Origin of the sequence: Streptomyces sp. NPDC057486 (assembly GCF_042802415.1) — a bacterium.
Taxonomy (GTDB): domain Bacteria; phylum Actinomycetota; class Actinomycetes; order Streptomycetales; family Streptomycetaceae; genus Streptomyces; species Streptomyces yanii.
Genome location: NZ_JBHVEE010000159.1, coordinates 1 through 22,330, shown reverse-complemented (window position 1 = coordinate 22,330; position 22,330 = coordinate 1). Strand labels below are relative to the sequence as shown.

25 protein-coding genes and 2 pseudogenes are annotated in these 22,330 nt (G+C 66.8%); 14 read left to right on the top strand and 13 right to left on the bottom strand.

The annotated features are described in order from the left end of the window. Nucleotides 1–188: 188 nt before the first annotated feature. Nucleotides 189–902 carry a DUF6193 family natural product biosynthesis protein gene (locus ACFU6I_RS41810; RefSeq protein WP_384377710.1) on the bottom strand — a complete coding sequence of 238 codons (714 nt, stop codon included), beginning with the start codon at nt 900–902 and terminating at the stop codon, nt 189–191. Between the two features lie 1,128 nt (nt 903–2,030). Between ACFU6I_RS41810 and ACFU6I_RS41805 the strand changes: the two genes are divergently transcribed. Next, on the top strand, nt 2,031–2,579 hold the full coding sequence (locus ACFU6I_RS41805; protein ID WP_384377707.1) for a SigE family RNA polymerase sigma factor: 549 nt from the start codon (nt 2,031–2,033) through the stop codon (nt 2,577–2,579). Further along, nucleotides 2,576–3,523, top strand: a complete 948-nt coding sequence (locus ACFU6I_RS41800; protein WP_384377704.1) for a hypothetical protein — start codon at nt 2,576–2,578, stop codon at nt 3,521–3,523. Before ACFU6I_RS41805 ends, ACFU6I_RS41800 begins: the two co-directional genes overlap by 4 nt. Nucleotides 3,524–4,022: 499 nt before the next feature. Here the strand turns inward: ACFU6I_RS41800 and ACFU6I_RS41795 are convergent, their stop codons facing one another. Beyond that, the gene (locus tag ACFU6I_RS41795; RefSeq protein WP_384377701.1) at nt 4,023–4,472 is read right to left on the bottom strand and encodes a hypothetical protein; all 450 of its coding nucleotides are present in this window, start codon (nt 4,470–4,472) and stop codon (nt 4,023–4,025) included. A 262-nt stretch (nt 4,473–4,734) separates the two neighbouring features. Here ACFU6I_RS41795 and ACFU6I_RS41790 point away from each other — a divergent pair, with 262 nt between their 5' ends. Then, nucleotides 4,735–5,058, top strand: a complete 324-nt coding sequence (locus ACFU6I_RS41790; protein WP_384377698.1) for a hypothetical protein — start codon at nt 4,735–4,737, stop codon at nt 5,056–5,058. Between the two features lie 611 nt (nt 5,059–5,669). After that, nucleotides 5,670–6,587, top strand: a complete 918-nt coding sequence (locus ACFU6I_RS41785; protein WP_384377695.1) for a trypsin-like serine peptidase — start codon at nt 5,670–5,672, stop codon at nt 6,585–6,587. A gap of 554 nt (nt 6,588–7,141) precedes the next feature. Here the strand turns inward: ACFU6I_RS41785 and ACFU6I_RS41780 are convergent. The 3 genes and pseudogenes from ACFU6I_RS41780 to ACFU6I_RS41770 form a co-directional block, all read right to left on the bottom strand. Further along, nucleotides 7,142–7,555: an Imm10 family immunity protein gene (locus tag ACFU6I_RS41780; protein ID WP_384377692.1), complete on the bottom strand. Its 414-nt coding sequence runs from the start codon at nt 7,553–7,555 to the stop codon at nt 7,142–7,144. Between the two features lie 330 nt (nt 7,556–7,885). Beyond that, a pseudogene (locus ACFU6I_RS41775) lies at nt 7,886–8,133 on the bottom strand (hypothetical protein); the annotation flags it as partial. Nucleotides 8,134–8,174: 41 nt separating this feature from the next. Beyond that, complete coding sequence (locus ACFU6I_RS41770) at nt 8,175–8,552, bottom strand: nuclear transport factor 2 family protein (protein WP_384377716.1); 378 nt, start codon at nt 8,550–8,552, stop codon at nt 8,175–8,177. Between the two features lie 138 nt (nt 8,553–8,690). Between ACFU6I_RS41770 and ACFU6I_RS41765 the strand changes: the two genes are divergently transcribed. Then, entirely contained in the window at nt 8,691–9,215 is a 525-nt protein-coding gene (locus ACFU6I_RS41765; RefSeq protein WP_384377689.1) for a transposase family protein, read from the top strand. A gap of 164 nt (nt 9,216–9,379) precedes the next feature. Here ACFU6I_RS41765 and ACFU6I_RS41760 read toward each other — a convergent pair whose 3' ends face one another. Continuing rightward, complete coding sequence (locus ACFU6I_RS41760; RefSeq protein ID WP_384377686.1) at nt 9,380–10,204, bottom strand: helix-turn-helix domain-containing protein; 825 nt, start codon at nt 10,202–10,204, stop codon at nt 9,380–9,382. 128 nt (nt 10,205–10,332) lie between these two features. Here ACFU6I_RS41760 and ACFU6I_RS41755 point away from each other — a divergent pair, with 128 nt between their 5' ends. Together ACFU6I_RS41755 and ACFU6I_RS41750 are read left to right on the top strand one after the other, a co-directional pair. Further along, nucleotides 10,333–10,695: a VOC family protein gene (locus tag ACFU6I_RS41755; protein ID WP_384377683.1), complete on the top strand. Its 363-nt coding sequence runs from the start codon at nt 10,333–10,335 to the stop codon at nt 10,693–10,695. Between the two features lie 27 nt (nt 10,696–10,722). Then, entirely contained in the window at nt 10,723–11,142 is a 420-nt protein-coding gene (locus tag ACFU6I_RS41750) for an SRPBCC family protein (RefSeq protein WP_384377680.1), read from the top strand. A 289-nt stretch (nt 11,143–11,431) separates the two neighbouring features. Here the strand turns inward: ACFU6I_RS41750 and ACFU6I_RS41745 are convergent, their stop codons facing one another. Further along, on the bottom strand, nt 11,432–11,917 hold the full coding sequence (locus ACFU6I_RS41745) for a hypothetical protein (protein WP_384377677.1): 486 nt from the start codon (nt 11,915–11,917) through the stop codon (nt 11,432–11,434). A 399-nt stretch (nt 11,918–12,316) separates the two neighbouring features. On the opposite strand from ACFU6I_RS41745, the gene ACFU6I_RS41740 reads away from it, so the two are divergent. Further along, nucleotides 12,317–12,763 (top strand): hypothetical protein, encoded by a 447-nt coding sequence (locus ACFU6I_RS41740; RefSeq protein WP_384377675.1) that lies wholly within the window; start codon nt 12,317–12,319, stop codon nt 12,761–12,763. Here ACFU6I_RS41740 and ACFU6I_RS41735 read toward each other — a convergent pair. After that, a complete protein-coding gene (locus ACFU6I_RS41735) occupies nt 12,738–13,145 on the bottom strand; it encodes a hypothetical protein (protein WP_384377672.1) in 408 nt (135 codons plus the stop codon). The genes ACFU6I_RS41740 and ACFU6I_RS41735 overlap by 26 nt on opposite strands. Nucleotides 13,146–13,300: 155 nt before the next feature. On the opposite strand from ACFU6I_RS41735, the gene ACFU6I_RS41730 reads away from it, so the two are divergent. Beyond that, the gene (locus ACFU6I_RS41730) at nt 13,301–13,768 is read left to right on the top strand and encodes a DUF4240 domain-containing protein (protein ID WP_384377713.1); all 468 of its coding nucleotides are present in this window, start codon (nt 13,301–13,303) and stop codon (nt 13,766–13,768) included. A gap of 213 nt (nt 13,769–13,981) precedes the next feature. Here ACFU6I_RS41730 and ACFU6I_RS41725 read toward each other — a convergent pair. Then, nucleotides 13,982–14,080, bottom strand: a pseudogene (locus ACFU6I_RS41725) (GntR family transcriptional regulator); the annotation flags it as partial. Between the two features lie 146 nt (nt 14,081–14,226). On the opposite strand from ACFU6I_RS41725, the gene ACFU6I_RS41720 reads away from it, so the two are divergent. The 3 genes from ACFU6I_RS41720 to ACFU6I_RS41710 are packed head-to-tail and all read left to right on the top strand — an operon-like array spanning nt 14,227 to nt 16,239. Then, the gene (locus ACFU6I_RS41720; protein WP_384377670.1) at nt 14,227–14,535 is read left to right on the top strand and encodes a transposase family protein; all 309 of its coding nucleotides are present in this window, start codon (nt 14,227–14,229) and stop codon (nt 14,533–14,535) included. After that, nucleotides 14,427–15,395, top strand: a complete 969-nt coding sequence (locus ACFU6I_RS41715; RefSeq protein WP_384377667.1) for an ISAs1 family transposase — start codon at nt 14,427–14,429, stop codon at nt 15,393–15,395. Before ACFU6I_RS41720 ends, ACFU6I_RS41715 begins: the two co-directional genes overlap by 109 nt. A gap of 22 nt (nt 15,396–15,417) precedes the next feature. Then, complete coding sequence (locus tag ACFU6I_RS41710) at nt 15,418–16,239, top strand: LamG-like jellyroll fold domain-containing protein (protein WP_384377664.1); 822 nt, start codon at nt 15,418–15,420, stop codon at nt 16,237–16,239. A 784-nt stretch (nt 16,240–17,023) separates the two neighbouring features. Here the strand turns inward: ACFU6I_RS41710 and ACFU6I_RS41705 are convergent. After that, nucleotides 17,024–17,323: a hypothetical protein gene (locus tag ACFU6I_RS41705; protein WP_384377661.1), complete on the bottom strand. Its 300-nt coding sequence runs from the start codon at nt 17,321–17,323 to the stop codon at nt 17,024–17,026. A 100-nt stretch (nt 17,324–17,423) separates the two neighbouring features. Here ACFU6I_RS41705 and ACFU6I_RS41700 point away from each other — a divergent pair, with 100 nt between their 5' ends. Both ACFU6I_RS41700 and ACFU6I_RS41695 read left to right on the top strand, forming a co-directional pair. Beyond that, entirely contained in the window at nt 17,424–17,966 is a 543-nt protein-coding gene (locus ACFU6I_RS41700; protein ID WP_384377658.1) for a DUF4262 domain-containing protein, read from the top strand. Nucleotides 17,967–18,402: 436 nt separating this feature from the next. Then, complete coding sequence (locus ACFU6I_RS41695) at nt 18,403–18,855, top strand: hypothetical protein (RefSeq protein ID WP_384377655.1); 453 nt, start codon at nt 18,403–18,405, stop codon at nt 18,853–18,855. Nucleotides 18,856–19,081: 226 nt separating this feature from the next. Here ACFU6I_RS41695 and ACFU6I_RS41690 read toward each other — a convergent pair whose 3' ends face one another. The 3 genes from ACFU6I_RS41690 to ACFU6I_RS41680 form a co-directional block, all read right to left on the bottom strand. Further along, the gene (locus tag ACFU6I_RS41690) at nt 19,082–19,702 is read right to left on the bottom strand and encodes an alpha/beta hydrolase (protein WP_384377652.1); all 621 of its coding nucleotides are present in this window, start codon (nt 19,700–19,702) and stop codon (nt 19,082–19,084) included. 87 nt (nt 19,703–19,789) lie between these two features. Continuing rightward, complete coding sequence (locus ACFU6I_RS41685; RefSeq protein WP_384377649.1) at nt 19,790–20,701, bottom strand: calcium-binding protein; 912 nt, start codon at nt 20,699–20,701, stop codon at nt 19,790–19,792. A gap of 472 nt (nt 20,702–21,173) precedes the next feature. Further along, the gene (locus ACFU6I_RS41680; protein WP_384377646.1) at nt 21,174–21,611 is read right to left on the bottom strand and encodes a nuclear transport factor 2 family protein; all 438 of its coding nucleotides are present in this window, start codon (nt 21,609–21,611) and stop codon (nt 21,174–21,176) included. Nucleotides 21,612–22,330 lie beyond the last annotated feature (719 nt).

The window sequence follows — 22,330 nt, the reverse complement described above, 5'->3', positions numbered from 1 at the left end:
ACTCCCATACCAGTGAAGTCAGGATGATCAAGAGATCACGCAGTGGCCCGCTTTTGATCCGCCGTCCGTGGTCCTCATTTCACCCGTCGACGACACGCTGCGTCCCCTCCGAACGGGCACGCAGCGGGCACGATGAACCGCTCGATGCGAACTGCGGGCGCGACGGTCACCAGGGTCTGTCAGGCACGTCAGTCGGCCGCCTGGGGCAGATGGCGGACAGCCGTCGCCACTGCCTCTTCCGCAGTCGTCGTCTCGGCGAGGACCTCACCCATGTAGCTGGTGCTAACGGTGTAGGGCTTCTCCCGATGAGCGTTCAGGCACATCGCAACGATGGTGAGGTCAGGTCGGGTACTGGTAGAAAATCGCAGCGTCCAGTGGCTGGTGAACGGGTAGAGACGCCGCAGCGCCGGCTCGGCATACGCCGCCTCTATGAGCGCGTGGTACTCGGGCCAGTCCAGCTCGCCCGCTTCTGTGCGCAGATGCTGCCACTCGGACTCGGTCAGTTGCGCCGGATCGTGTTCTGCTACTTCGTAGCGGCCGGTGAGATGCACGAACGGCGCCGCTCGCTGGATGTCGACCAGCTCCGCCCCTGCGTGCCAGGCTTGCGCAGCACGGACGACCTGGGTCAGGTCCTCCGCCCGTCCATCGACGAGTGCCAAATCTTGGAAAGCCTCGCAGCCGCGGATCGACCACCGCCGTTCGGCCACCCACCCCGAGATGCCCAAGACCGTCCGGTGTGGAACCGTGCTCTCCACAAAGGCATAGAGCAGGGGGTCAGACTCCGAGACCTGGAACGGTACGGAGATGCCGTCCCTGGCCGCAACGGTCTGGAGCGCTGCGGCGAGGCTACCTTCGGCCGCAATGTCGGGATAGAGAACTGCCAGATCAGGGGACTTGGTCATGGACCAACATTGTGCCGCAGCCACTCGAATCAAAAGCCGAAGAAGTGACGCGGCAACTTCCTGGACTGCACGCACAACAGGGGCCGACCACTTGGCCCTGCGGGTTGGTGGTCGGCCGCTGTCGCCGTCTGTCACTGTTGAGCACCCCTTCACGGCCCAGAGGCGGCCCGGCCTTCTCGTTGCGAACTACGGGCACAGAGGTCGCTGAGGTCTGGTGGGCTGGTCGGACGGGCTGTTGGGGGCATGTGCGGTTGGCTCCGGTCGGCATGGTTGCTGTACTTCGCTGCTGTACCGCTCAGGCGCCGGAGGCCTGTGACCGCTACCTGTTCTGTCTCTCTGCCTTCCTGGTCCGGCGGAGGTGCACGGCTCCAGTAATCCAGCTTGCGAACAGCAGGACAAAAGCGCTCTCAAGCATCTGGCCCCAGCGAACACCATCCGTGATCAACTCGGCGAGGTAAATCCCCGCGTCAAAGCTCCCATACGCGAAAAGGAAGACCGAGGCCCTGCCAAGTGATCCCCGTGTCTTGCCGCTTCCTGCTCCCACCTGGACACTCTGCATGCCGCTCATGATGAGTGCGATCAGGCCGCATGGCTATATCCCGACAGCTGTCGTGACCATGGGACGACGCCAGCACCCGTCCACGCGGTCGGCGGAACGCCTTTGGCCGGGAGCTGCTTCGGCGCGAGTGATCATGGCCCCGTAAGCTCATTGCGAGTCGGGCAGTCTGTGGACCTGCCCGGTAAAGCACGACGTTGGGGCCACAGCGCGTGGCACCGGCCACAGGGCGGTCTTGGCTGGTCAACAGCCGTACAACGGCACCAAGCCTGTCAGCGCATGCCTGCACCGCCTCACACCCCAATTGACCGTGGCTGACTGTTCGATCTGGCACGGATCTGGCACGCGCGCGCCGCCCAGGGTGCGTTTCCCCTTGAGTGACCGGTTGGTGCCTACAGCTACAGCACGGCGCAGCTCACTGGCGTGCGGCTGTCCACGGCCCCGAACGGGCTTGCAAGCGTTCAGAAGCTGTTGGTGCATGCCGTCGGGGTGGTCACTCAGAAAAGACGCACCCGATCCCGGGCAACCGAATCCGCCGAAACGGTGGTCTGGAGGGCGAGGGAGGGTGCTTGATGCAGGCCAAACAAGAGGCCGAGTTCCAGGAATTCGTCAGAGCGCGGTGGTCCCATCTCGTACGGACCGCGTATCTGCTCACGGGCGACGTGCACTATGCCGAGGACCTGACACAGACGGCGCTGGCCAAGGCGTACCGGTCATGGTGGCGTGTCTCACGCAGTGACAGCCCGGAGGCGTACGTCCGGCGGATCCTGGTCAGCTGCAACAGTGACCGGTTCCGCAAGCGGCGGGTGGCGGAGGCGCTGACCGCGGCGCCGCCGGAGGTGGCGGCGCGCGACGAGGCCGTCTCGTGGGCTGACGAGCGCAGCGCCCTGCTCGTGGCGCTGGCCGGACTGCCGCCGAAGCAGCGGGCGGTGGTCGTCATGCGCTACTGGGAGGACCTTTCTGAGGCGGAGGTCGCCGAGGTGCTCGGCTGCTCGCCCGGCACGGTCAAGAGCCAGGCGTCCAAGGGACTGGCGAAGTTGCGTACGTATCTGGGGCTCGCGCAGGTCATGGACGGACCTGTCCGCAGCCGAGCGTCGTCCGGGCAGGGAGGCAGCAGATGAACGAGGAGCAGGAGCAGCAAGAGAGGGCAACCGGAGGGGATTTCGAGGAGCAGTTGCGCGAGTTGCTTGCCGAGGACGCATACACGATCCGGCCCTCGCCGGTGCCGTATCCGGCGATCCGCCGCCGGGGCACGGTCGAGAGGCGGCGCCGTGTGGCGGCGGCCGGGGCGGCCCTGGTGACGCTGACGGTGCTGCCTGTCGGGGCGTACGCGCTGACCGGCGGGGGCAAGGGCGAGGACACCGCGGCGGCAACACCGTCGCTCAGCGCCACGCACCGGACACGGGCGACACCGACGCCCTCCGCGTCGCCGTCGGTGCCCGCGCGGCCGGCCACGGAGGGCCAGCTCCTCGACGGAATCACCTTCGGGCAGGCCGCCGCCGGGCTGGAGAAGTGCCTCGCCTACGACCAGTCGAACGCACGCGGCCGAGACGACAAGTTCCACACGGACCGGGGTGCGGCACGCGACTACCGGATCATGCTGGCGATGAAGAGCACCGGCGACTCCAACACGCCCGGCGACGGTATGTACGTCGTCGCGGTGAAGGAGCAGCCGCAGCGTATCCGGCTGATCTGCAACATCAAGGGCGGCGAGGTCCAGGGCCTCGGCACCAGCGTAGGATCCGACGGTCCGCCGGATGCCGGCCCCGTGATGGCCGACATCAACGGCGGCAAGCTCTACCAGCAGTCGTTCCTCGACCGCGGGAACTGGAAGCTCCCGTTCCGCTGGGGCGTCATCGGCACGGTCAAGACACAGGTGGTCCGGGTGACCGTCTCCTACGGCGGCGCCACCAGCCAGGCCGCCCTCGACCACGGCTGGTTCGTCGCCTCCGGCATCCTGAACCAGCAGGTCACCGTGGCCCCCCACATCAAGGGGTACGACGCCGACGGCAAGCTGGTCTACGACTCCGACAAGGACAAGACCTACCAAAAGACGCTGCCTTAGCGCCGCCTGGCCGGGGGGTGCCGCGCAGGGGACGGCACCCCCCCAGCCGCCCATTCCGGACGCGGCGCTGGAAGCCGGACAACGCCTGGCCACAGTAAGGCCGTTCAGCCCGGGTCCTGCGTGTCGGCAGTTCACCGTACCTGCGTTGCCCAGGTGCCGAAGGCCGCCATGGGGGCAAACGGGCGACACATACCTCGCCGTCAGCACGACGGCGGGCCAGCCGCCGTCCCCAGGAGAAGTTGGGTGCGTTTCTCCTTTGGCACCGTTCCCACTGGCGACGATGCAGCGCGTCGCAGGCGTCCTCGCGGGACGCCAGATCACCCAGGACGCTCAGTTGCCGCGTAGGACCGGCGTCGTGGATTGCGCAGGTACATAGTGCTCACCCAGGAAGAAAAGCACCCCGCCGCCCACGAGCGTGTCCTGCATGGCAGCACCATCCCACCAGGCTCCGACACTCCTGCGGTACTGGGGCTCACCTGTAGCGCACCACCAGCTCTCGCTACCACGACAGCCGTGGGTCCTGCTCGTGCTCGGGGGAGTGCGCGGGCAGCCTCCCTGCGTCTGGCCCGTCCGTCCGCCACAGGGATCCGGGCCGGGGGCTGTCGCCCCACCACGACGGTGGCGGAACGTGGACCCGCTGTGTGCGCGGGATCGACACCTCGACCAACGCTCCGTCCTGGAACATCCACAGCCCGAAGCAGTCGTCGTCTTCGTCGTGGAGCATGACCTGGACGCACTCCGGCTGGTTCCACGGCAGCGCCTCCAGGTCCGCGAGGACTCCGCGGCGCTGGCTCTCCCGGTAGAACTCGAGGTACCACCCGCCGACGAACCAATCGGGTATCCGCTCGAAACGGCCACGCCAGGTGCGGGTCTCGTCGGCCCGCGTCAGCGGCTCCATCACCTCGTCCTCGTACCGTGCCAGGACGAGGACCTGCGCCATTCTGCTCATGAGCGCATGTCATCCTGTGGAACCGCACCCTGACAAATCCTTTTCTCCGCCTGGCTGTTAAGCCTCTCGATCGAGTCCGACACCGACGCTGGATCGCTACGGGACAGTTCTCAGCATCCGGCTCTTGAGCTGCGACACCCGCTTTGTAAGTTCGAGCGGAATCCTGGGGCACCTGCGGGATCTACGTGGTCGCTGGCGGAGTCGGGTTCCCCAGCATCCGGACTGATCCGGGGCCGGCCGTCACCGGTGATGTCAGTTGGTGATGTCAGCCGCCGAACTGGAACAGGGGCTACAACTCACACCACTCGCCCAGATCACTGGGCGCTTCCATCCGGATGAAGTTGCGCACAAGGGCCCACGCCCGCTCGACACTCAGGACAAAGTCGCCCGTGAACTCTGTGAGGTCGTCCATGATCGGGACATCAACCACGACACCCGAAGGAACGGTGCCGTCTCCCACGAGAAGAGATATCCCGGCGGCGTCATTGATCAGATGAACGACCGCGTGATCACCCCGGAAGCCGAGGGTCAACTGAGGGAACTCACGGTCCGACAAACGAACTTCGAGGTATCCCTGACCACGTGATCGAAGGCTGCTGAAGCGGTCAGACAGACCCCTCACGTCCGAACGTCTCTCGTCTGGGCAGAAGCGTCCCGATTCCGACGATGTCGTCGCCCACACCACGCTCATACAGCCCCACAGGTCATCGTCCACGATCCACGACCACGCTCCCACGCCCTGCGCCGACACGGCTACCGCGACTGCGCCGAGGTGGTGTTTACCGCTGCTGACCGTGGTTCTCCACTGCAGATGGTGGGGAGGTGGTGCGACGTGGTGCGCGTTCTTGAGAGAAGGAAAGCGCCTCCGGCACCCGTGACCTTCGAGGGGTGGCTTCGCCACCGGGCTGCAACATCCCGGGGTGTTGCAGCCGTCTGTAACCGGACACCCCGGACAGCTCCAGCATCGACCGTCCTGCCCGTTGTTGCTGGTCACAGCCCTAACCGGACAGTCGGACAGCTAGGACACCCGTACTCGTGCCGTTCATGGACGCCGTCTTCTCGTGGTGGGGCGAAGGTGGGTGAACTTGTGAATTCCTTGCTTGGGGACGGGCTGGTGGTGCAAGATCCGTCAGCCGCCAGGTCACGAAGATCAGGGGCTTGGCCTGTGGGGTTGTTTTGGCTGGTGCGGACAGACCGATGAAGCTGCTCGGCATGGGCATGGGCATGAGGAGCAGACTCGCGTGGGCTGGTGCGGTCGCGGCTGTGCTGATCACGCTGGGAACGGTCGGCCACAACAGCCACAGGCCTGTTGGTGTGTCGACGGCCGAGCCGGAGATCGTTGTTCGTGACGCAGCGATCACGAAACAGGATCGCAGTCGGGTGGAGACGTACTGGACCGGCACGGGCATCGCGAACGTGGCCCACGGGGACGCCATTGGCGACCCCGTGCAGCCCGAATGGGCCGAGGGCGGTCTCATCGCCCGTACTGTCGGCCGCCTGTACTCCCAGGGCGCAGGGGGCGGCTTGGGTGCCTGTACGGCGACTGTGGTCGGCACGAACACGGTGATAACCGCCGCGCACTGTGTCAGAACGGCGGGTGCCGGGGAGCCCTCCCGGTCGGCGAGTTGGGACCAGCAGCTCTACTTCGTGCCTGGCTACCGCGATGGCAAGAGCCCCTACGGCGGCTTCACGGTGCGCCGGGTGCGGATGGCCGAGGAGTGGCAGGACGAGGGCCTGGACGTCGCCATGCTGGAGATGAACTCCGGCCACGACGGGCGGAGTATTTCCGAGGTGACCGGCGTCCAGCGCATCTTGTTCACGGCTGAATCGGGTACCCGCACCCACTTCTTCGGCTACCCGTACACGAACCGGCTCCTGCACTGCGAAGGCGGCAATTCGCGCGAATACCGCGGTAGTGCCCTGCTGCGGATCCCCTGCGTCATGGGCGTCGGGTCGAGCGGGGGCCCCTACCTCGTCGACCTCGACGCGGCCGAGGCCGGCAGTGTCGTCGCGGTGAACATCAGTAGCGACGAGACCTTCAGTTACGGAACAGCCCTAGGTCCGTTCGCCCGACGCCTCTACGCGCAGTCTGAGCACTGCTCGCGAGACTGTTGAGCGATGTCGCCCGGAGCGTGCAGTTCCTACACCGCAAAGAACGGACAATTGGGCAGGGGGCTCTGCGGGGCGTCCGGACAGTTGGGACACGTGTGAGCCCCCGAGCTACGTCCGAGGGCTCGGCCCATCTGCTGTTGCGCGACGCGGCTTACGACGGCAGGAATCCGGGCTTGGTCTGGCCGAGGCGGTGCGCGACGCTTAGACGGGTCCAGACAACAAAGAAGCCCCCGGCCGCTGGCCTGGGGCTTTCTGCTGGAGCGGGTGACGAGAATCGAAGTCGCACTCTGAGCTTGGGAATCACCGGGCCTTGAGCCTCCATCGGCGAGCTGGCCAGCGGGAACGGGTGCCAAAAGGGAGCCACGGAGCTCACCTTGGCACCCGTGGCTGACCGTGGCACCCCGCCCTGTCAGACATGGATCGGGCATGGACACCTTCTGATCCATAGTTCTATCCAGATCGGTCGGTGTTGGTCATACCGGTCGTGGCGCGGCCAATCAAGGGCATCACCGCGCGGGCCCGGTTGCTGTGGTTGCTGTACTCCGCTGCTGTAGCCGCTACATCGCGATCAGGCTCGGACGGGCATCTGAGCGCCCGTACGCGAGGATGCGCGGCAGCACTTCCCTCATGCGTGTCACGTCCGCCGCCGGCGCGCAGAGCAAAGCCTCAACGACGGGATCGGTCAAGCCAAGATCGTCCAACGACGCAGGATCCAAGGTCACGCGCAGCACATCGCCGTCTAGCACCACTTCACGTACACAGCCGTAGGCGGTGCCCTGGTCGGGTGTGACAAGACAATGCGTGTCCATGCCCAGGGACACTTCCTGGGCATCGGGCTCGTCGAAGTCGCACATGAACAACAGGGAGAACCCCTGCTCGTCGTTCGACTCGGCCACGCCCGCCATCATGCAGTCGTCCTCGTCCGAATCGTCGAGCCCGCAAGCAATCCGCGCCGTAAACCTGTATGTCATGCACGTGTTCTAGCATTGGAGACCGACAGTGAGGCAGGCCGCGTCGTCGAGGCGGCACGATGGCTTTCAAGATCGTCCTGTAAAGCGTCCATGCAAGCCTGTGACGTGGACGTACAAGCCTGACCGGACTCCCGTGCTTCACGCCCTATGGGGTGCTTCTCGCTGGCTCGGCGATACCCGTGTTGACCGCTGTTCACCGCCCCGAAGGGCACGGATGGGGCACGACGAGCTTCCTCGGAGATGCGGCGCTTCCTCGCCGTGTTCGGTGCCCGGTGATCAGTCGTCGGGCGGGCCTTCTGCTTCCTGGAGTCTCTCGGCGATGTCATCGGCCTATTCCTGAGCCCACCGGCGCAGCTCGATGGACTGCTGGTCGTCGAGTCCGTACGAGGCGAATTCGGTGTCATCGATCCAGTCCGCGCCGGCGAGCCGGGCCTGAAGGTCCGAGAGGTCGAAGCTGTCACGGGCGTGGCGGCGGCCGAGCTCTTCGAGCTCGTTGTGACTCGAGCGATCGGCTGCCGCCCGGACGTCGATCAGGTCACGCGCCGGCCCCGGTCCGCCGGCGCGCGGGCCTTACGACCTTGGGAGCAATAGAGGTCGGGGCTCAGAGAGGCCCGCCGCACTACATCGGTTCGACGAGGGCAGCCCGCCATTCAGGCTGCGGGTCCGTTCCCACGCTCGTCCAGTACTCCGTCCCACGGACGACCTGCCCGTCACGGACAGTCCAGAACGATGCCGCGCGGAAGACGCCAAGACTGTCGTGTGGCACTTCGACCTCGGAGACGACTTCGTCGCCCTCGGCCACCACCTTGAGCACCCGAATCGACCAGCCCTCCGGATATTCACGGTTCACGGCGACGAAGTTTTCCCGGCCGATGATGCGTTCGAGGCTGATCGGCCACTCGACGACGACATCCTCCGCGATCAACTCGGCGACGCCTGCCCAGTCCCGAGCCTGGATCCGGTCCCACAGTGTCTCAATCACCTTTGAAGATTCCATCGACGGAGCGTCCCACATCGGTCTGACAGAAGTCTCACCAACGGCGAGTCGATCGTTCCCGAGGTGGTTACGACCTTGAGGGCAATGCGGGTGGGCTTGGTCCGTGACATGAGAAGGGCCGTACGGGTTGGGTAAGTTGTGAAGCTGACCTGGGCCCGTACGGCCTGCTCCCATCCTGCCCTGTGCGGAGTCTCGCGCGCACACTTCGGCGAGCTGCTCGAAGAACTCGCACCCAAGTGGGAAGCGACCCGTGAGTCCGCACTGTGTGAGCGACGTGGTGGCGCCCGGCGGCGCGCCGTGGGCGAGGGGCGCAAGCAACGGCTGGTCTTCCCCGACCGGCTGCTGGCCACCCTGGTCTGCCTGCGCCTCGGGCTGCCGCACGCCGCACTGGCCGAGCTGTTCGAAGTCGACCGCTCGACCGTCTCCGCCGCGATCCGGGAAGTCGGGCCACTGCTCGCGGCCCGCGGCTTCGCCGTCCCCTACCGTCCGGGCCTGCGGATCCGCACCCTGGAGGACCTGTTCGCCCGTGCCGGGGCCGAGGGCGTCGAGATCCGCATGGACGGCGCGGAATTCCAGGTCAGACGCCCACAGGTAGGGCGCCCCGGGCGCAAGGCATTCGTTTCCGGAAAGAAGAAGCAGAACACCATGCTGCAGTGGTGGTAGTGACGGCGTGGGTGCAGGTCAGAGGGCTCATGCGAGACCTCCAGCGAGACAATGCGGGGTCATGTCTTCCGCGTGCCCCATCTCGCGGGGCCATAGGGTGTGCGCGGGCAGCGAGACTCGTCTGCCAGTAAACAAGCCCCAGGTCTCCGACCCTGGGGCTTCGTTCAAGAGCGGATGACGGGGGCGAGGAGCCGCCGGAGTGCGGTCGGTGTGTGACCGAGGTAGTCGCGCATGGTCCGGGTGAGGTGGGCCTGGTCGGAGAAGCCCAGGTCGGCGGCGAGGGTGGCGAGGCTTTCCTCGCCCGCGTCCAGACGGTCGAGGGCGCGGCCGACCCGGACCCGGTTGCGGTAGCGGGTCAGGGAGACTCCCAGCACGCGGGTGAAGGCGCGGCTCAGACGGTAGGGCGAGACGCCGAGGAGCTCCGCGAGTGGCAGCAGTCCCTCGGAGGCGGGGTGGGCCTCGCCGATCGCCTGGCGGGCCGCGGCGACGAGCGGCCCCTCGTCCCGGCCGGGGCGCACGCCGGTCGGGACGGCTCCGTCGACGGCCTGTCCGACGGTGGCGGAGAGCAGCCCGAGGAGTTCCTCGGTCACAGCGTGTTCCACGTCGCCGGTACGGGCGGACGCGAGGACGCGTCGGTGGGCCAGGTCGAGGCGGGCGTCCACGTACACGCTCTGCCGAGCCGGGCGGGCGTCCTCACCGGCCACGGCCCGCCACAGCGTGGGCGTCAGGCTGATCGAGGTGCACTCGTCGCCCCCGGCGGCCGGATGCGCGAAACGCTCCTCCTCACCCGGCACGCCGAGATAGGCCGTCGTCGGGTCGACCTCGGCCGGGGCGCCGGCCACCTGCCTGCGGAACCGGCCGCGCCGCACGAGCACCACGCGGTAGTCCTCGCGCACCTCCGTCCGTGACCAGCGGGTGTGGTCGTCCCGGCAACTCGCCGCGGTGATGCGGAAGTCGGGCCGGGTGGCGAGGACGGTGGTGGTGAGCACCCTTCGACGCTACGCCGGGGGTCTGACATCGGCCCCGCCGCAAGGATCTTCAAGACCTGGATGGGACGTGGCAAGCAAGCTGAGCGGCGTCGCACATCATCCCGTACCGCGCTCAAGGAGTCGCCGTCATGTCCGTTCTCGCGCAGATCAGCACCGTAGCCATCGATTGTGGTGACCCGGTCCGGCTCGCCGAGTTCTACAGCAAGGTCACCGGCTGGGAGATCACCGACAGCGGCGAGGACTACGCCTCCCTGGCCGGCGGGGAGCAGCCCGGCCTGGCGTTCGTACGCATCGAGGGCTACCAGGCCCCGGGCTGGCCCGCCGATGCCAGCCACGCCCACCTCGACTTCACGGTCACCGACCTGGAGGAGGCGGCCGGGCGGATCCTCGCTCTCGGAGCGTCGAGGCCCGAGTTCCAGCCCGGCAAGGATCAGTGGGTCGTCCTTACCGATCCCGAGGGGCATCCGTTCTGCCTCATCGCCGGCGCCTGACACATCCCACGACAGGAGTAAGGGCACATGGCTCATATCCACAAGGAATTCCTGATCGACAACTCCCCGGAAAACGTCTGGGAGGCCCTGCGTGAGGTCGGAGCCGTGCACCAGCGCCTGGTGCCGGGCTTCGTCACGGACACCCGCATGGAGGCAGACACGAGGATCGTGACCTTCGCGAACGGTGTGGTCGTGCACGAGTTGATCGTCGACATCGACGATGCGGCCCGCCGGGTGGCCTATGCGGTGGTCGGCGGCTCGATGGCGCCGAAGCACCATCACGCCTCGATGCAGGTCCTTGCCGACACCGAAGGGCGCAGCCGTTTCGTCTGGACGATCGACGTGACGCCGGATGAACTCGCTTTCCCCATCGGCGAGATGGCCGAGCAAGGCGCGCGCATCATGCGGGAGACGCTGAAGGCCACCTCGGTCCCGACGGGCAGGTAGGAACCTCGGGGCAGGTGGTGCAGAGGTGGTGCAAGACGCTTAGGCAGGTCTAGACAATGACGAAGGCCCTGGTCTCTGACCAGGGCCTTCGTTCAAGAGCGGGTGACGAGAATCGAACTCGCGCTCTGAGCTTGGGAATCACCGACCATCACCGCCGCACCGCACCGATGACCTGCAACGATATATTTGGGGAGTGGTCCAGGCAGCCCGTCTGGACCCCCTGTTTGACCGTGGCTACCCGCTCTACCTGACACGGATCTGGCACGAACTCGCACCCCAGGCAAAGGGATCATTCGGGCAGCGAAACCTGTACGGAGATGCTGGGATCGAGGTCGGTAGAAACTGCCAACGACCGCGCTGCAGCTTGTAGATCGTGTTCCCATGCCGGGAGATCGTCCGGTCCGATCCATTCGCTGTACTCCGCTGCGATGGAGAGGAACTGCGTCTCCTCCTGGGTGTGAGCCGCGACCGTCGAGAGCCGGTCGGCCACTTCCTTGGGGCTCAGCTCGCGGCGGACGAGACCGAACGCAAGGCTTACGAGTAGGCGTCGGCCGGCCGTCTTCTCATCGGGAAGGTGTATGTCCAGCTCATCCAGAGCTTGGACGTACACCTCGTGGATCTCGGCGGCATCGCTTCGGCGCGACAGGCCGGCCAACTCGCGGAGAGCGGGAGAGTCGTGGCCATCAACGAGCGCATGCGCAGCGATCATCGGAAGATCCTCGGCGTGGAGTACTTGCGCCATGTACTGCCAAGCGCTGCCCTGCAACCTGTCCATGCGCCCATCGTGGATGCCGCGGGACTTTCTGGCCAGTCGATTGCTGTCGTGGCCTCGGCTTCTTCTTGCCCTGGGTCTTGTCGGGGATCTTGGGGGCCTGCGTTTCTGCAGCTCCAGGCCCTGATCGTGGTTGCCTGAGCTGTCGTCATTGGTCGTTGTCAGCCGCTGGTGAGTGGCTTCGGACGGCCCAGAAACGGCCCAGACACACACCAGTTGATCAATGACCTTCTGATCCGTAGCTCTATGTGGGTCGGTCATCGGCGGTCATTCTGGCTGCGCAATGGCCCGGTGCGGATGCCGACGCGCAGGACTGGTTGCTGAGGTTGCTGTACTTCTCTGCTGTACATGCCCTATGCCATGGCGCGAGCTATGAGAACCGCGTCGCCTATTCTCTAGATCATGAAAGACTCGGAGGCCTTTCGCGCGGCGGTCAGAGCGCGTGCCATGTCCATGCTGGCTGGCGACGCGTCTCCGTACGACCCGGCGTTGGAGATCTTGGGTCTTGCTAGTGGCGGGCTCCCAGTCGACGACGGCGATGAAGCAGGCAACTGGCTCGCCCTTATCTGGGGTGAGCTGACCGACTGGTTCGAGCTGCGGCCTGCGGAAAGGGATCAGGCCGAGGCACATATGATCACCGCCGCCCGTGAGTGGCTGACCATCGAGGGTGATCAAGAGGCTGAGGCGCACTACTTCGACCGTTGGCTCCACGACATCCTTGGGTTCGAACGCCGTGTGACACCGCCCACGTCCGGTGCCGTTGATGTCACCTTTGGATGTCAGGGGCCAGCCGATGTACTCGCTCCCGCCCGCCCGACCACGGTCACCAGTCGCGCCAAGCGTCAGTGATCTCGGCACGATTGATGCCCCTCCTCGCTGCCAGTGCTGTCACGTCCACACCATGCTCGCCCAACGTGAGGTCGATATACTCACACAGCTGCTCCCGCTCTTCGGTGCAGTAGCCGGCCCCACCGTGGCTGGCGTCGCCATCGACAGCATTGAGGGCGAGAACGACCCTCTCGACCGCTCCGAAGACTTCGCCGTCGGAGGGCTCCACAAGCACACGTACCTCAGCCTCGAACGCCTCCAGCGCTGAGTCCGTCGCCCTCAGCAGGGACTCGGGGTACATCTCCGCCGAGCCAGCACATTCGGGCTGCAAAATCCCGGCCTCGACATCGAGGGCTACCTCCGCCATCCAGGCACGCCAGTTCTCAGGGGGTCTTTTCGCCATGGCAAGAAGGTACGCCGGAGCACTGACACCCCGGTTCGGCTGTGCGCTTTGGGCTGGGGGTGGCCCACCGCTGTTGGTTGCTTCGGACAGCCGGGTAGCCGCCACGGTCCGCCCTCATTGATGTCAGACCACCCTGGCATCCTGCGCCTGTGAGAATGACATGGACCGACTTCTGGGCACTGATAGCCATCCTGGACGGCAAAGCAACCGAGAAGAGCTGCCAGCGCCTCGCCGAGGAACTGAGCCGCCGCTCCGTCCCCGACATCTTCGGCTTCGCGGAACGCCACGCCGAGGCCCTCTACCGCCTGGACCAGGAGAAGTTCGGCACCCTGCCCGTGGTCAACCTGACGCTCCGAAACAGCAGTCCATTTCCCCAGTCAGCCGACGTATTCCTGTACACACGCTGCGCCGTGGTGGCCGCGGGGCAGGCCGTATGGGAGAGCGTCTTCTTCGACACCGACAAGTTCGCCCCCTACACCTCCACCGAGTACGACGGCGAATGGCTGCTGTACGTACCGGACAAGGCGTACGAGCTGGCCACCGGCGAGGAGTGGGACCGCTCGACCCGGTACTGCTTCGAGAGCTACTCCAACCGGGATGGCTGGCCGCAGCTGCGGGACTGAAATGGACCACCACTTGATGGGGATCTCGTAGAGGGCGGCGGATCTGCCTGCAGCTCCGCGCGCTCCAAGGCTGCGATCGCCCTGCGTCGCCACCGAACGACCACAAACGACCCGACTACCGTCACCAGCAGTGCGGCGATTACGGCGCCCCAGACCAAGGTGCCCATGAGATACCCGGCTGACTCCATGACTCTCCCCTCGCGTACGGCCCCGCTACCGGCTGATGGGAATCTCGTAGACAATCTCGCACATGGCGGCACGTACGACGATGTCGGCCGTCTCCACCGGCCACCCCTCGTCGCTGTAGTGCGTCAGCCAGGGCTGATTCATTCTCCGGGCGATCACGAGTCGTTGCAGGTCATGGAAGTGTGACGGTCCGCCGGGAGACCGCCACGAACACAACGAAGCTCCGGTTGACGGGGTGACCTAGCAAGTCGCCCTGAACACCCGGAACTTCGATGTGCCGCCAGTCTGCCACCGTCTGTTTGATCAAGTCGCCCACCGACGTGCAGCGCGCCGTCGGCGGCATCGCCGAGCGGCTGGCGTCCCTGCCCGACCCGCGTGCCCGCCGCGGACGCCCCCACCCCCTGACGACGGTGTTGCTGACCTGCTGCTGCGCGGTGCTGGCCGGAGCGCGCTCCATCCGGGCCATCGGCCAGTGGGCCCGAACGCCCCGCAGGAGACCCTCGCCCGCCTCGGCGCCACCGCCCGCGGTCCTCTCGGGGTGCGCAGGGCGCCCTCGACCACCACCGTGCAGCGCCTGTTGACGACCGTGTGCCCTGGCGGCCTGGCCGACCTGCTCGGATGCGATCCAGCGGGGGCCGACCACCTGGCCGTGGACGGCAAGACCGCCAAAGGCTCGCGCATCGGCACCGCCTCGGCCGCCCACCTGATCTCCGCCCTCACCGGGACCGGACACGTCGTCAGCCAGGCCCGGGTACCCGACAAGACCACCGAGGTCACTGCCCTGCCGCGCCTGCTCGCCCCCTTCGACCTGGCCGGCGTCACCGTCACCGCCGACGCGCTGCACACCAACGTCGGCGAGGCCCGCGTCCTCGTGGAGGACAAACGCGCCCACTACGTCCTGGTCGTCAAGCGGAACCAGAAGACGCTGTTCAACGCGCTGCGCGCGCTGCCGTGGACCACTGTGCGCGCCGAGCACGTCAGCCGGGACCGGGCCCACGTCCGCAGGGAGACGCGATCCGTGCGGGCGCTGATCGTCACCGACCTCGACCCGGGCTTCCCGTACCTGGTGCAGGCCGCACGCATCCACCGATGGCGGCGGGTGGAGGCGAACGGCAAGGTCTCCCGCGAGACCGTCTACGTCATCACGGACCTCACATCGCGGCAGGCGTCACCGGCGAGGATCGGACAACTCGCACGCAACCACTGGACGATTGAGAACCGTGACGCCCTCTGGTCTGTGCTCCAGCCGAGTGCGGGAGCAGCAGACGTGCCGCGCCCTTGGAGCTCTCAGCTTGAGGGGCTGCGGTCACTTGTGGCGGATGTGGGTGCTGCCTTGGGCGAACGGTCGAGCCATGCCGACGTGGGCCGATACGTGATATGGACGGCCGAAAACTTCTTGCGCTTGAAGGAGCAAGGCTGGAAGATCGCTTCAGCATTTTGACTGGATTCTTTAAAGGGGGGTCATGCACGACAGATACCGTGCCGCGTTTGTGGCGCTGGGCGCCGCCGCGCTCTCGCTCACACTCGGCGCGTTCCCCAGCACCGCCTACGCAGCTGGCAAGGGACACGGCGCCCGCGCGGGAGAGACATCGCTGATCCGGGAGGGCTACTGGTCCTTGGAGGCGGCGCCTGGCGGAACTGCTCCCAATACGGAGCCTGAGGGCCTGCCGCTGACTTTGAACGGCGATGCCTGGATCTACCACAACGAGGACATCTTCGGAGATCCCGCACTGGTCGATCAAGGTGATCTCAGGCTCGACGGTGACGGTGACTGGGCGGCAACGTCTGCGGCCCCGGTCGGCGGGGACGGGAGCTTCACCCTCGCCGCTCGTGCCCGCTTGGCCGCAGCCAACAACAGGACGCAGACCGTCCTGTCGCTCCCGGGCCGCAAAACCGACCGCCTCGCGATCCGCTACCAGGCGGCAAGCGAGAAGTGGGAAGTCGTGGTGTCGACCCAGGACAAGGCGGCTGCTCCGCAAGTGGTCATCACTGAGGAGCAAGCTTTGCCCAATGACGATCCTTATGGCGTAGGCGACCACTTGGCCGTCGTCTTCGACGCCTCTGCTCATGAGCTTCGCTTTTATGTGAACGGTCAGCTGTCCAGCACTTCTACTGCTGTGGACACGACATCGTGGACAGCCTCGGGCGGTCTTCAGGTGGGCCGCTCGGCGATCCACGGTGAGTACTTCGCGGGCACTGTAGACGAGGTGCGCGCCTACTCCGGCGTCGCAAACCGCACGATGATCAGCCAGATGGCTAGCCTGACGGGACTTCCCGAACTCTAAGCGTCGGGCAGGCCGGCCACGCTTGTAGGCTCGTGAACCCTGCGCAGCACGCCCCAGCACCTGCACACGGGACATCTGCGTGCAGGTGCCGGGCCCGCGTGCTGCTTCTTCTTGTCCTGGGTCTTGCCGGGGATCTTGGTGAGCTGGGTTTTTGCTGGTCAGGACGGTGCTCATGGGCCGCTGAGTGGGTTCCGCCGCTTGGCACGACAAGCGACAAGACAAGGGCGCCGACGCCATCTCCCGCGAGGCGGCGCTGTCGGCTGGAGGAAGAACAAGAAAGACCGCCCTTCGGGCGGGCGTTCTTCGGCCGCCCTCCCCGATCGCGACCCGGCCGCCGTGGGCGGCTACTGGGTAGTGGGTATGGGGGTTCACCTGGGGATCCCTTGATCCATCTATCCGGATCCCACGGGCTGGTATCCATACTCGACACGGATCCGGCTGTGATTGGTAACTCTGTGTCGACGCGGGGCTGGATCTCCACCGTGAAGACGGCGTCGTCGGGGTCGGTGCCTTCGTCGCCCGCCCACACGATCACGCGCACGTGTTGCTCGCAGATGCCGTTCACCTTCCACTCGGTCACCAGGTCGGTGACGACGAGCGCGGCCGCGTACTTGGCGCCCTGCCTGGGGGTGTCGGTGGTGATCTTTCCCCGCCAGCGATGGGAGTGGCCGCCGAGGGGGCGCCAGCCGGCGGAGCCGTGCGGCTCCTCCACCCGGTACGCCCACGTCCTCTCGGTGCCCATGGCACCGATCCTGTCACCGTGTGGAGCCTCATGCGCCGGAGATCACGCTGCGTCGATGTCCGACCGGGGCCGGAGCTCCACGATGAAGTTCGCGTCCTTTGTGTCGCCCGCCTCTTCGTGCCAGAGGAAGACTCGCACGTGCATGGCATGGTGGAGGCCGATCCTCCCCCACTCGGTCATCAGATCGCCGACGATCCGACCGATGGCGTACTTGGCACCCTCGGGCGAGTCGGAGGCGGTGATTGCGCCCTGCCATCGTTCGGGGTCGCTGCCGTAGGGGCGCCATCCCTGGGAGCCGTGCGGCTCGAACACCCCGTACACCCAGTCCGTCTCGGTGTTCATAACACCGATCCTGTCACCGGGGAGTCCCATGCGCCGCATCGGATCCACTCCCGCCACCCCGGGAGACGGCCCCGTGTGCGAGCAGGTCTACTCTCCTCGGATGGACGACGCCCGTTGCTTTTGCCTCCTCTGCGCCCCAACGGAATGGGGCGGCCCCGCGTGGGAGGAGCGCGACAGCCGCATAGCCAAGAATGTCGCGGACTTCGGCTGGCACGTCATGGGCGTGGCCGGCGGTGACGCCCCCGGCGATTGGGGCTACTCCATCGGCCTCTGGCACACACTGCGTAGTCCTGAGGTAAGCGTGTTCGGCCTGCCATCGCAGACCGCGATGCGCGTGGCGAACGCCGCTGGGGCAGCGATACGGAACGGCAAACCGATCGAGCCCGACCAGCGCCGGGGCGACGTCCTCAACGGCTACGACGTGGCCGTCCGGCCCGTGCATCCCAGCTGGTACCAGGACTTCTTCGGCGCAGGCATCGACTTCTACCAGACCCCGCCACTGCCAATTACGCAGCTGTTCTGGCCGGACAAGGCCGGGCGGTTCCCCTGGGAAGAGGGAGCGGACGAGCGTTGCCGCACGGGACAACCACTGCTCTGGATTCCGAAGGACGAGACCACCGGCCCGTGGACCGAAATCGCGTGAGGTCGGTGGAGTCTCAATAGTCGAGTCAGCCCGCTTGCGCAATCTTGACAACCGTCGTGGCGGCGACGTCACCGTGGGTTCACATCCCACACTCACCGCAGGCGAACAGCCCTTGACCAGCCGACTCGGTCAGAGGCCGTCGGCATGTCCGGCGACCGCGATCGCCCGGTGCTCCCCGTGATTTCCCGATCGGTCGGGCACGGAAGGGGCACGGAGACCACGTAGAACTCCGCTGGGCCCCGGCCGCACCTCGGCTTTCGAGATACGGGTTGGGGGGTGTACAACGCAGTACAGCATCGCCACACTTCGTGGACGATCACGCGCAGCTGTGGCTGCATGGGAATGGTGGGGATGGTCGATGGGGCGACCGCAGAGCGAGGGCTTGTCGCCGGAGTGCATCCGCTACCGTTTGACGCGCCTTCAACGCTTGCTGCCCATGCTGCCCGCCGCTGTGATCATGGCGGCGGTCCAAGTGTCGATCTGGTTGGACGGGGGGCCGGTTGGTCCTCCACTCGCGGTAGTCGGGCTGCCGTTCGTGCTGCTGATCGCCTCGCGGCCGTTCGGGATCACTCTCACGCAGTCAGCGGCCGTCGTGCACAACCTGTCCCGCCGGACCATTCCCTGGGCCGACGTGCAGGCCATACAGGTCGAGTCCTCCTTCGGGGCCCGGACCGTCGTGATCTACGAAGCGGGCGGCCGCCGTACACGCCTGCGGGCGCCGATCACAGGGTTCCTCAACTGGGATCGCACCTTCGAGGAGAAGTTCCACGTCATCGGCAGATGGTGGCTGTATCACCGCGGACCTGATTGGGCTCCTGTTCCGCCGCCGAGGGCCTGGTGGGGTGGTCCGCCGGTAGCGGGCGGGAACCCTTTCGCCCCTCCTGCCTAGTTTCTGCTGCCGTTCAGCGTCCCGGACGGCGGGCTCAGCTGATGGAGGCGCTGGTGGTCGCGCGCCGCCCCGACGGGCCGGTACCGCCGATGGCCGGTGCCGCCGCGATCGGGGGCGGTTGTGCATCTGCCGGCCACCGCCATCGAGGAGGGCCAGTGCCTGTCCTCGATGAGCTGCATCCTGGCCGACAGCTCCTATCGTCTGCCGCTGGCCTGACGGCCCGGTCTCACTTCAGGTGCCGGGCGAAGAACCGGGCCGCGTCGTCCACCTCGAACCATGGGGTACCGGTGTGCCCGCCCAGATTTGCGTGCAGCGTCTTCTCCTTGGTGCCGAAGGCGTCGAACAGGTCCAGGACCGGCTGCCGTTCCATCCCTTCGTCGTCCCACTGCATGAGGAACTGCAGGGGAATGGTGACCTGCCGGGCTTCCTCGCGCAGGGTGTTGGGCACGAAAGTCTGGCCGAAGAATGCGGCGGCCGAGATGCGCGGCTCGGCCACCGCCAGCCGAATGCCGATGGCGATCATCCCGTCGTACCCGACCGGGCCGCCGATCTCGGGCAGCGAAAGGAGGGCGTCCAAGGTGGTCCGCCATTCCGGGACCGCCTTTTCGACCAGCGGGACGATGAAGGCATCGACGATCTCATCGACCGGCTCGCCGGCCTGCATCGCCCGGCGGAGGTCGGCGCGGAACTGCTCGTCGGCCGCGGAACGGGGCCGGTCACCACACCCGGGGGCGTCGATGGCGGCCACCGCGAAGCCGTACTCCGCCGCGTAGTGCCGGGCCCGGGCCACCAGCCGGGGGATCCCGAGGTAGCGGGCGGCGGCGCGCTGGGAGTGGGCGGTGGCCATCTGGACTGATCACCGCGTCCCGCCGCAGTTGCCGTCTCGGTGCGTCGAGCTCGTCGAACGGAACGTCCCGCCCGGCCCTGCTGGCCGTCAGACAGGACAGCCGGGCCCGGTGGCGGGGTTGGCGCAGGTGTTGAGGCCGGGACCACCGTCATTGCGGTTGATGCCGACACCACCGTCGAGGCTGTCGTTGGCCTCACCGCCGAAGAGGTCGTCATTACCGGCCCCGCCGAAAAGCGTGTCGTTGCCGGTGTTGCCGAACAGGTCGTCGTTGCCGGCGCCGCCGTCAAGACTGTCGTTGCCTTCGCCTCCGAAGACGATGTCATTGCCGTCATCGCCAAAGAGGCTGTCGTCGCCGTCGCCGCCATTGAGGCCGTCGCCGCCGTCGCCTCCGGAAAGGTTGTCGTTGCCGGCGCCGCCGTTGAGGCCGTCGATGCCCTTGCCACCGTCGAGGTTGTCGACGCCGTTTCCGCCGTCAAGACTGTCGTCGTTGGCCTCACCGGACAGGGTGTCGCTACCGTCGCCGCCGGAGAGGACGTCGTCACCGTTGCTGCCGTTGAGAACGTCGTTTCCGGCGCCGCCGTCGAGTCCGTCGTTGCCGTTGCCGCCGAAGATGACATCGCTGCCGCCCCCACCGGAAAGGCTGTCGTCGCCGGAATCGCCGCAGATGCGGTCGTCGCCACCCAGGCCGTCGACGCGGTCGTTCCCGGCCAACGCGACGATCACATCATTGCCCGAGGTGCCCACGATGTCGTCGTCGCCGTTCGTACCGACGATCGTCGCGGGCACGCCCTCACAGGTCGGGACGGGCTGCGCGTGGGCGGCAGGCACCACGGCGGGTGGGCGAGCGGCGCCGGTGACGAAGCCCGCGGTAGCCAAGGCCAGCAAAGGCAGCAGCAGGCGGCCGACACGGCGTGCCCCGGGGCGAACGCCCGGAGCCATGGCCGACCCGGAATTTCCATCGGGACGGTTGTTCCGGGGGACCAACAGATCCAGTTCCATCGACGTGCACCCTTCAACGGGAAGATCAGTTCCCGTCCAGCAGGCCACGTCCCGGTCCCTTGGCAGGTCAGGCCCAGGCACAACACAGAAAGAATCACTCCCTCGGCTCTCCCCGCCGGCGAAGCTCTGCTGTTGACACGGACACTGCTCTGCCTCATAGTGCGCGGGGGCCAGTCCTCGGAGAAGGCCGCGCGGATCTGTCAGCGCTCGGTGGAGGATCAGCCGGTCAGTCCAGTCCGCGAGCGATCTTGAAAACCGTCGTGGCAGCGATGTCACCGTCGTTTCAAATCCCACACCCACGGCAGATGAACGGCCCCTGGCCAGGCGAATCAGTCAGGGGCCGTACTCATGTGCACTGTCCGTCGATCACTGTGACTCCCCGTCATTTCCCAATCGATCGGGCACACCGGGATGTGCACCGGACGCAGCGAGGCCCGCCCTCCTGGCGGACGACGGTTATGTCAGTCAGGTCCTAAGCGCGCAGGTGACGACTGACATCGCCCACCAGATGGATCCGGACCCGGCGCTCCGTGAATCGCCAACGGCCGTCCCGGCGCTCGAAGCGGTCGCTGTAGCGCCCCGCGGCCACCGGCTGCAGCGGAAAGTCGGGCAGGGACTGGAACACCGTGACGTAGGACCGCGCGGCGGCGGTTCCCGCCTCCTCGTCGACGTCGACGGCGATGTTGGTCGTGACGTGGTGGGTGCGCGGAGTGCCGTCCTCGTAGAGGATCACGCTGTCCCGGAGCATCTTCTCCACTCCCCCGTCCCGGCCCGGGACCGGTGCGCCGCTGCCGATGAACACGGCGTCGGCGAACAGTTCGCCCACGCCGGCGAGGTCTCCGGTGTCGACCAGCTCGGCGTATTCGGCGATCAGGTTTGTAATGGCAGCTGTATCCGCAGTCGTGCTCATGAATGCGAGAATACATTTCAGTGACCGCATGGGGTTCCGGTCGCCGCCCACCGGGGGCTGGCATACATGTGAGGGCACCGTACACGTCCTCGACCAGGCGAAGCGAAGGTCCTCGCCGAGGCCGGAGGGGGTCGTCCGGAGTACGCGGAGGGGACGGGCCTCGGGGCGGGCACACACGTGTGTGCCGCCACCGGGAGTCCGTAAATGTCTCGACCCGCACCCCTCCGGGGACGCGGGGCAGAACGGGGTGTGCGAGAAGGTCAGACGGTCCTGGTGTGCCGTCGGTGATGGGGATGTCGGAGGAACGCGAGCGTGCGGCCCGGCAGCGGGTCGAGGCCCTTCAGGTGGAGCTTCGGGAGGCGGAGGCCGCGTGGCAGAGGTTCGTGATCGCCCGGGAGAGAGTCGGTCTGGTCCTGGCGGAACCTCGCGAGGACGAGGAGGTTCCGCCGGTCGTCGCGCCTGGCGAGCTGCCGGTGGGGGGCGCGGCGGTGCCCGGTTCATGGTGCCGGTGTGACGTGACGGACTCGCTGCCGGTGGGCTGGCGACGGACTGCCGGCGGATCATGGAGATCCTGGCCGGCCGGTCGGGGTCGGATGCCGGGCCGATGGACTGCCGGCAACTCGTCGCGGCACTTGGGCTGGAGGCGCTTGCCGCGAAGGTCGAGGGGATGTGGTCGAAGGCGAAGCGCCTGGTGGCGCGGGCCGGGCCAGTCGTCCGAC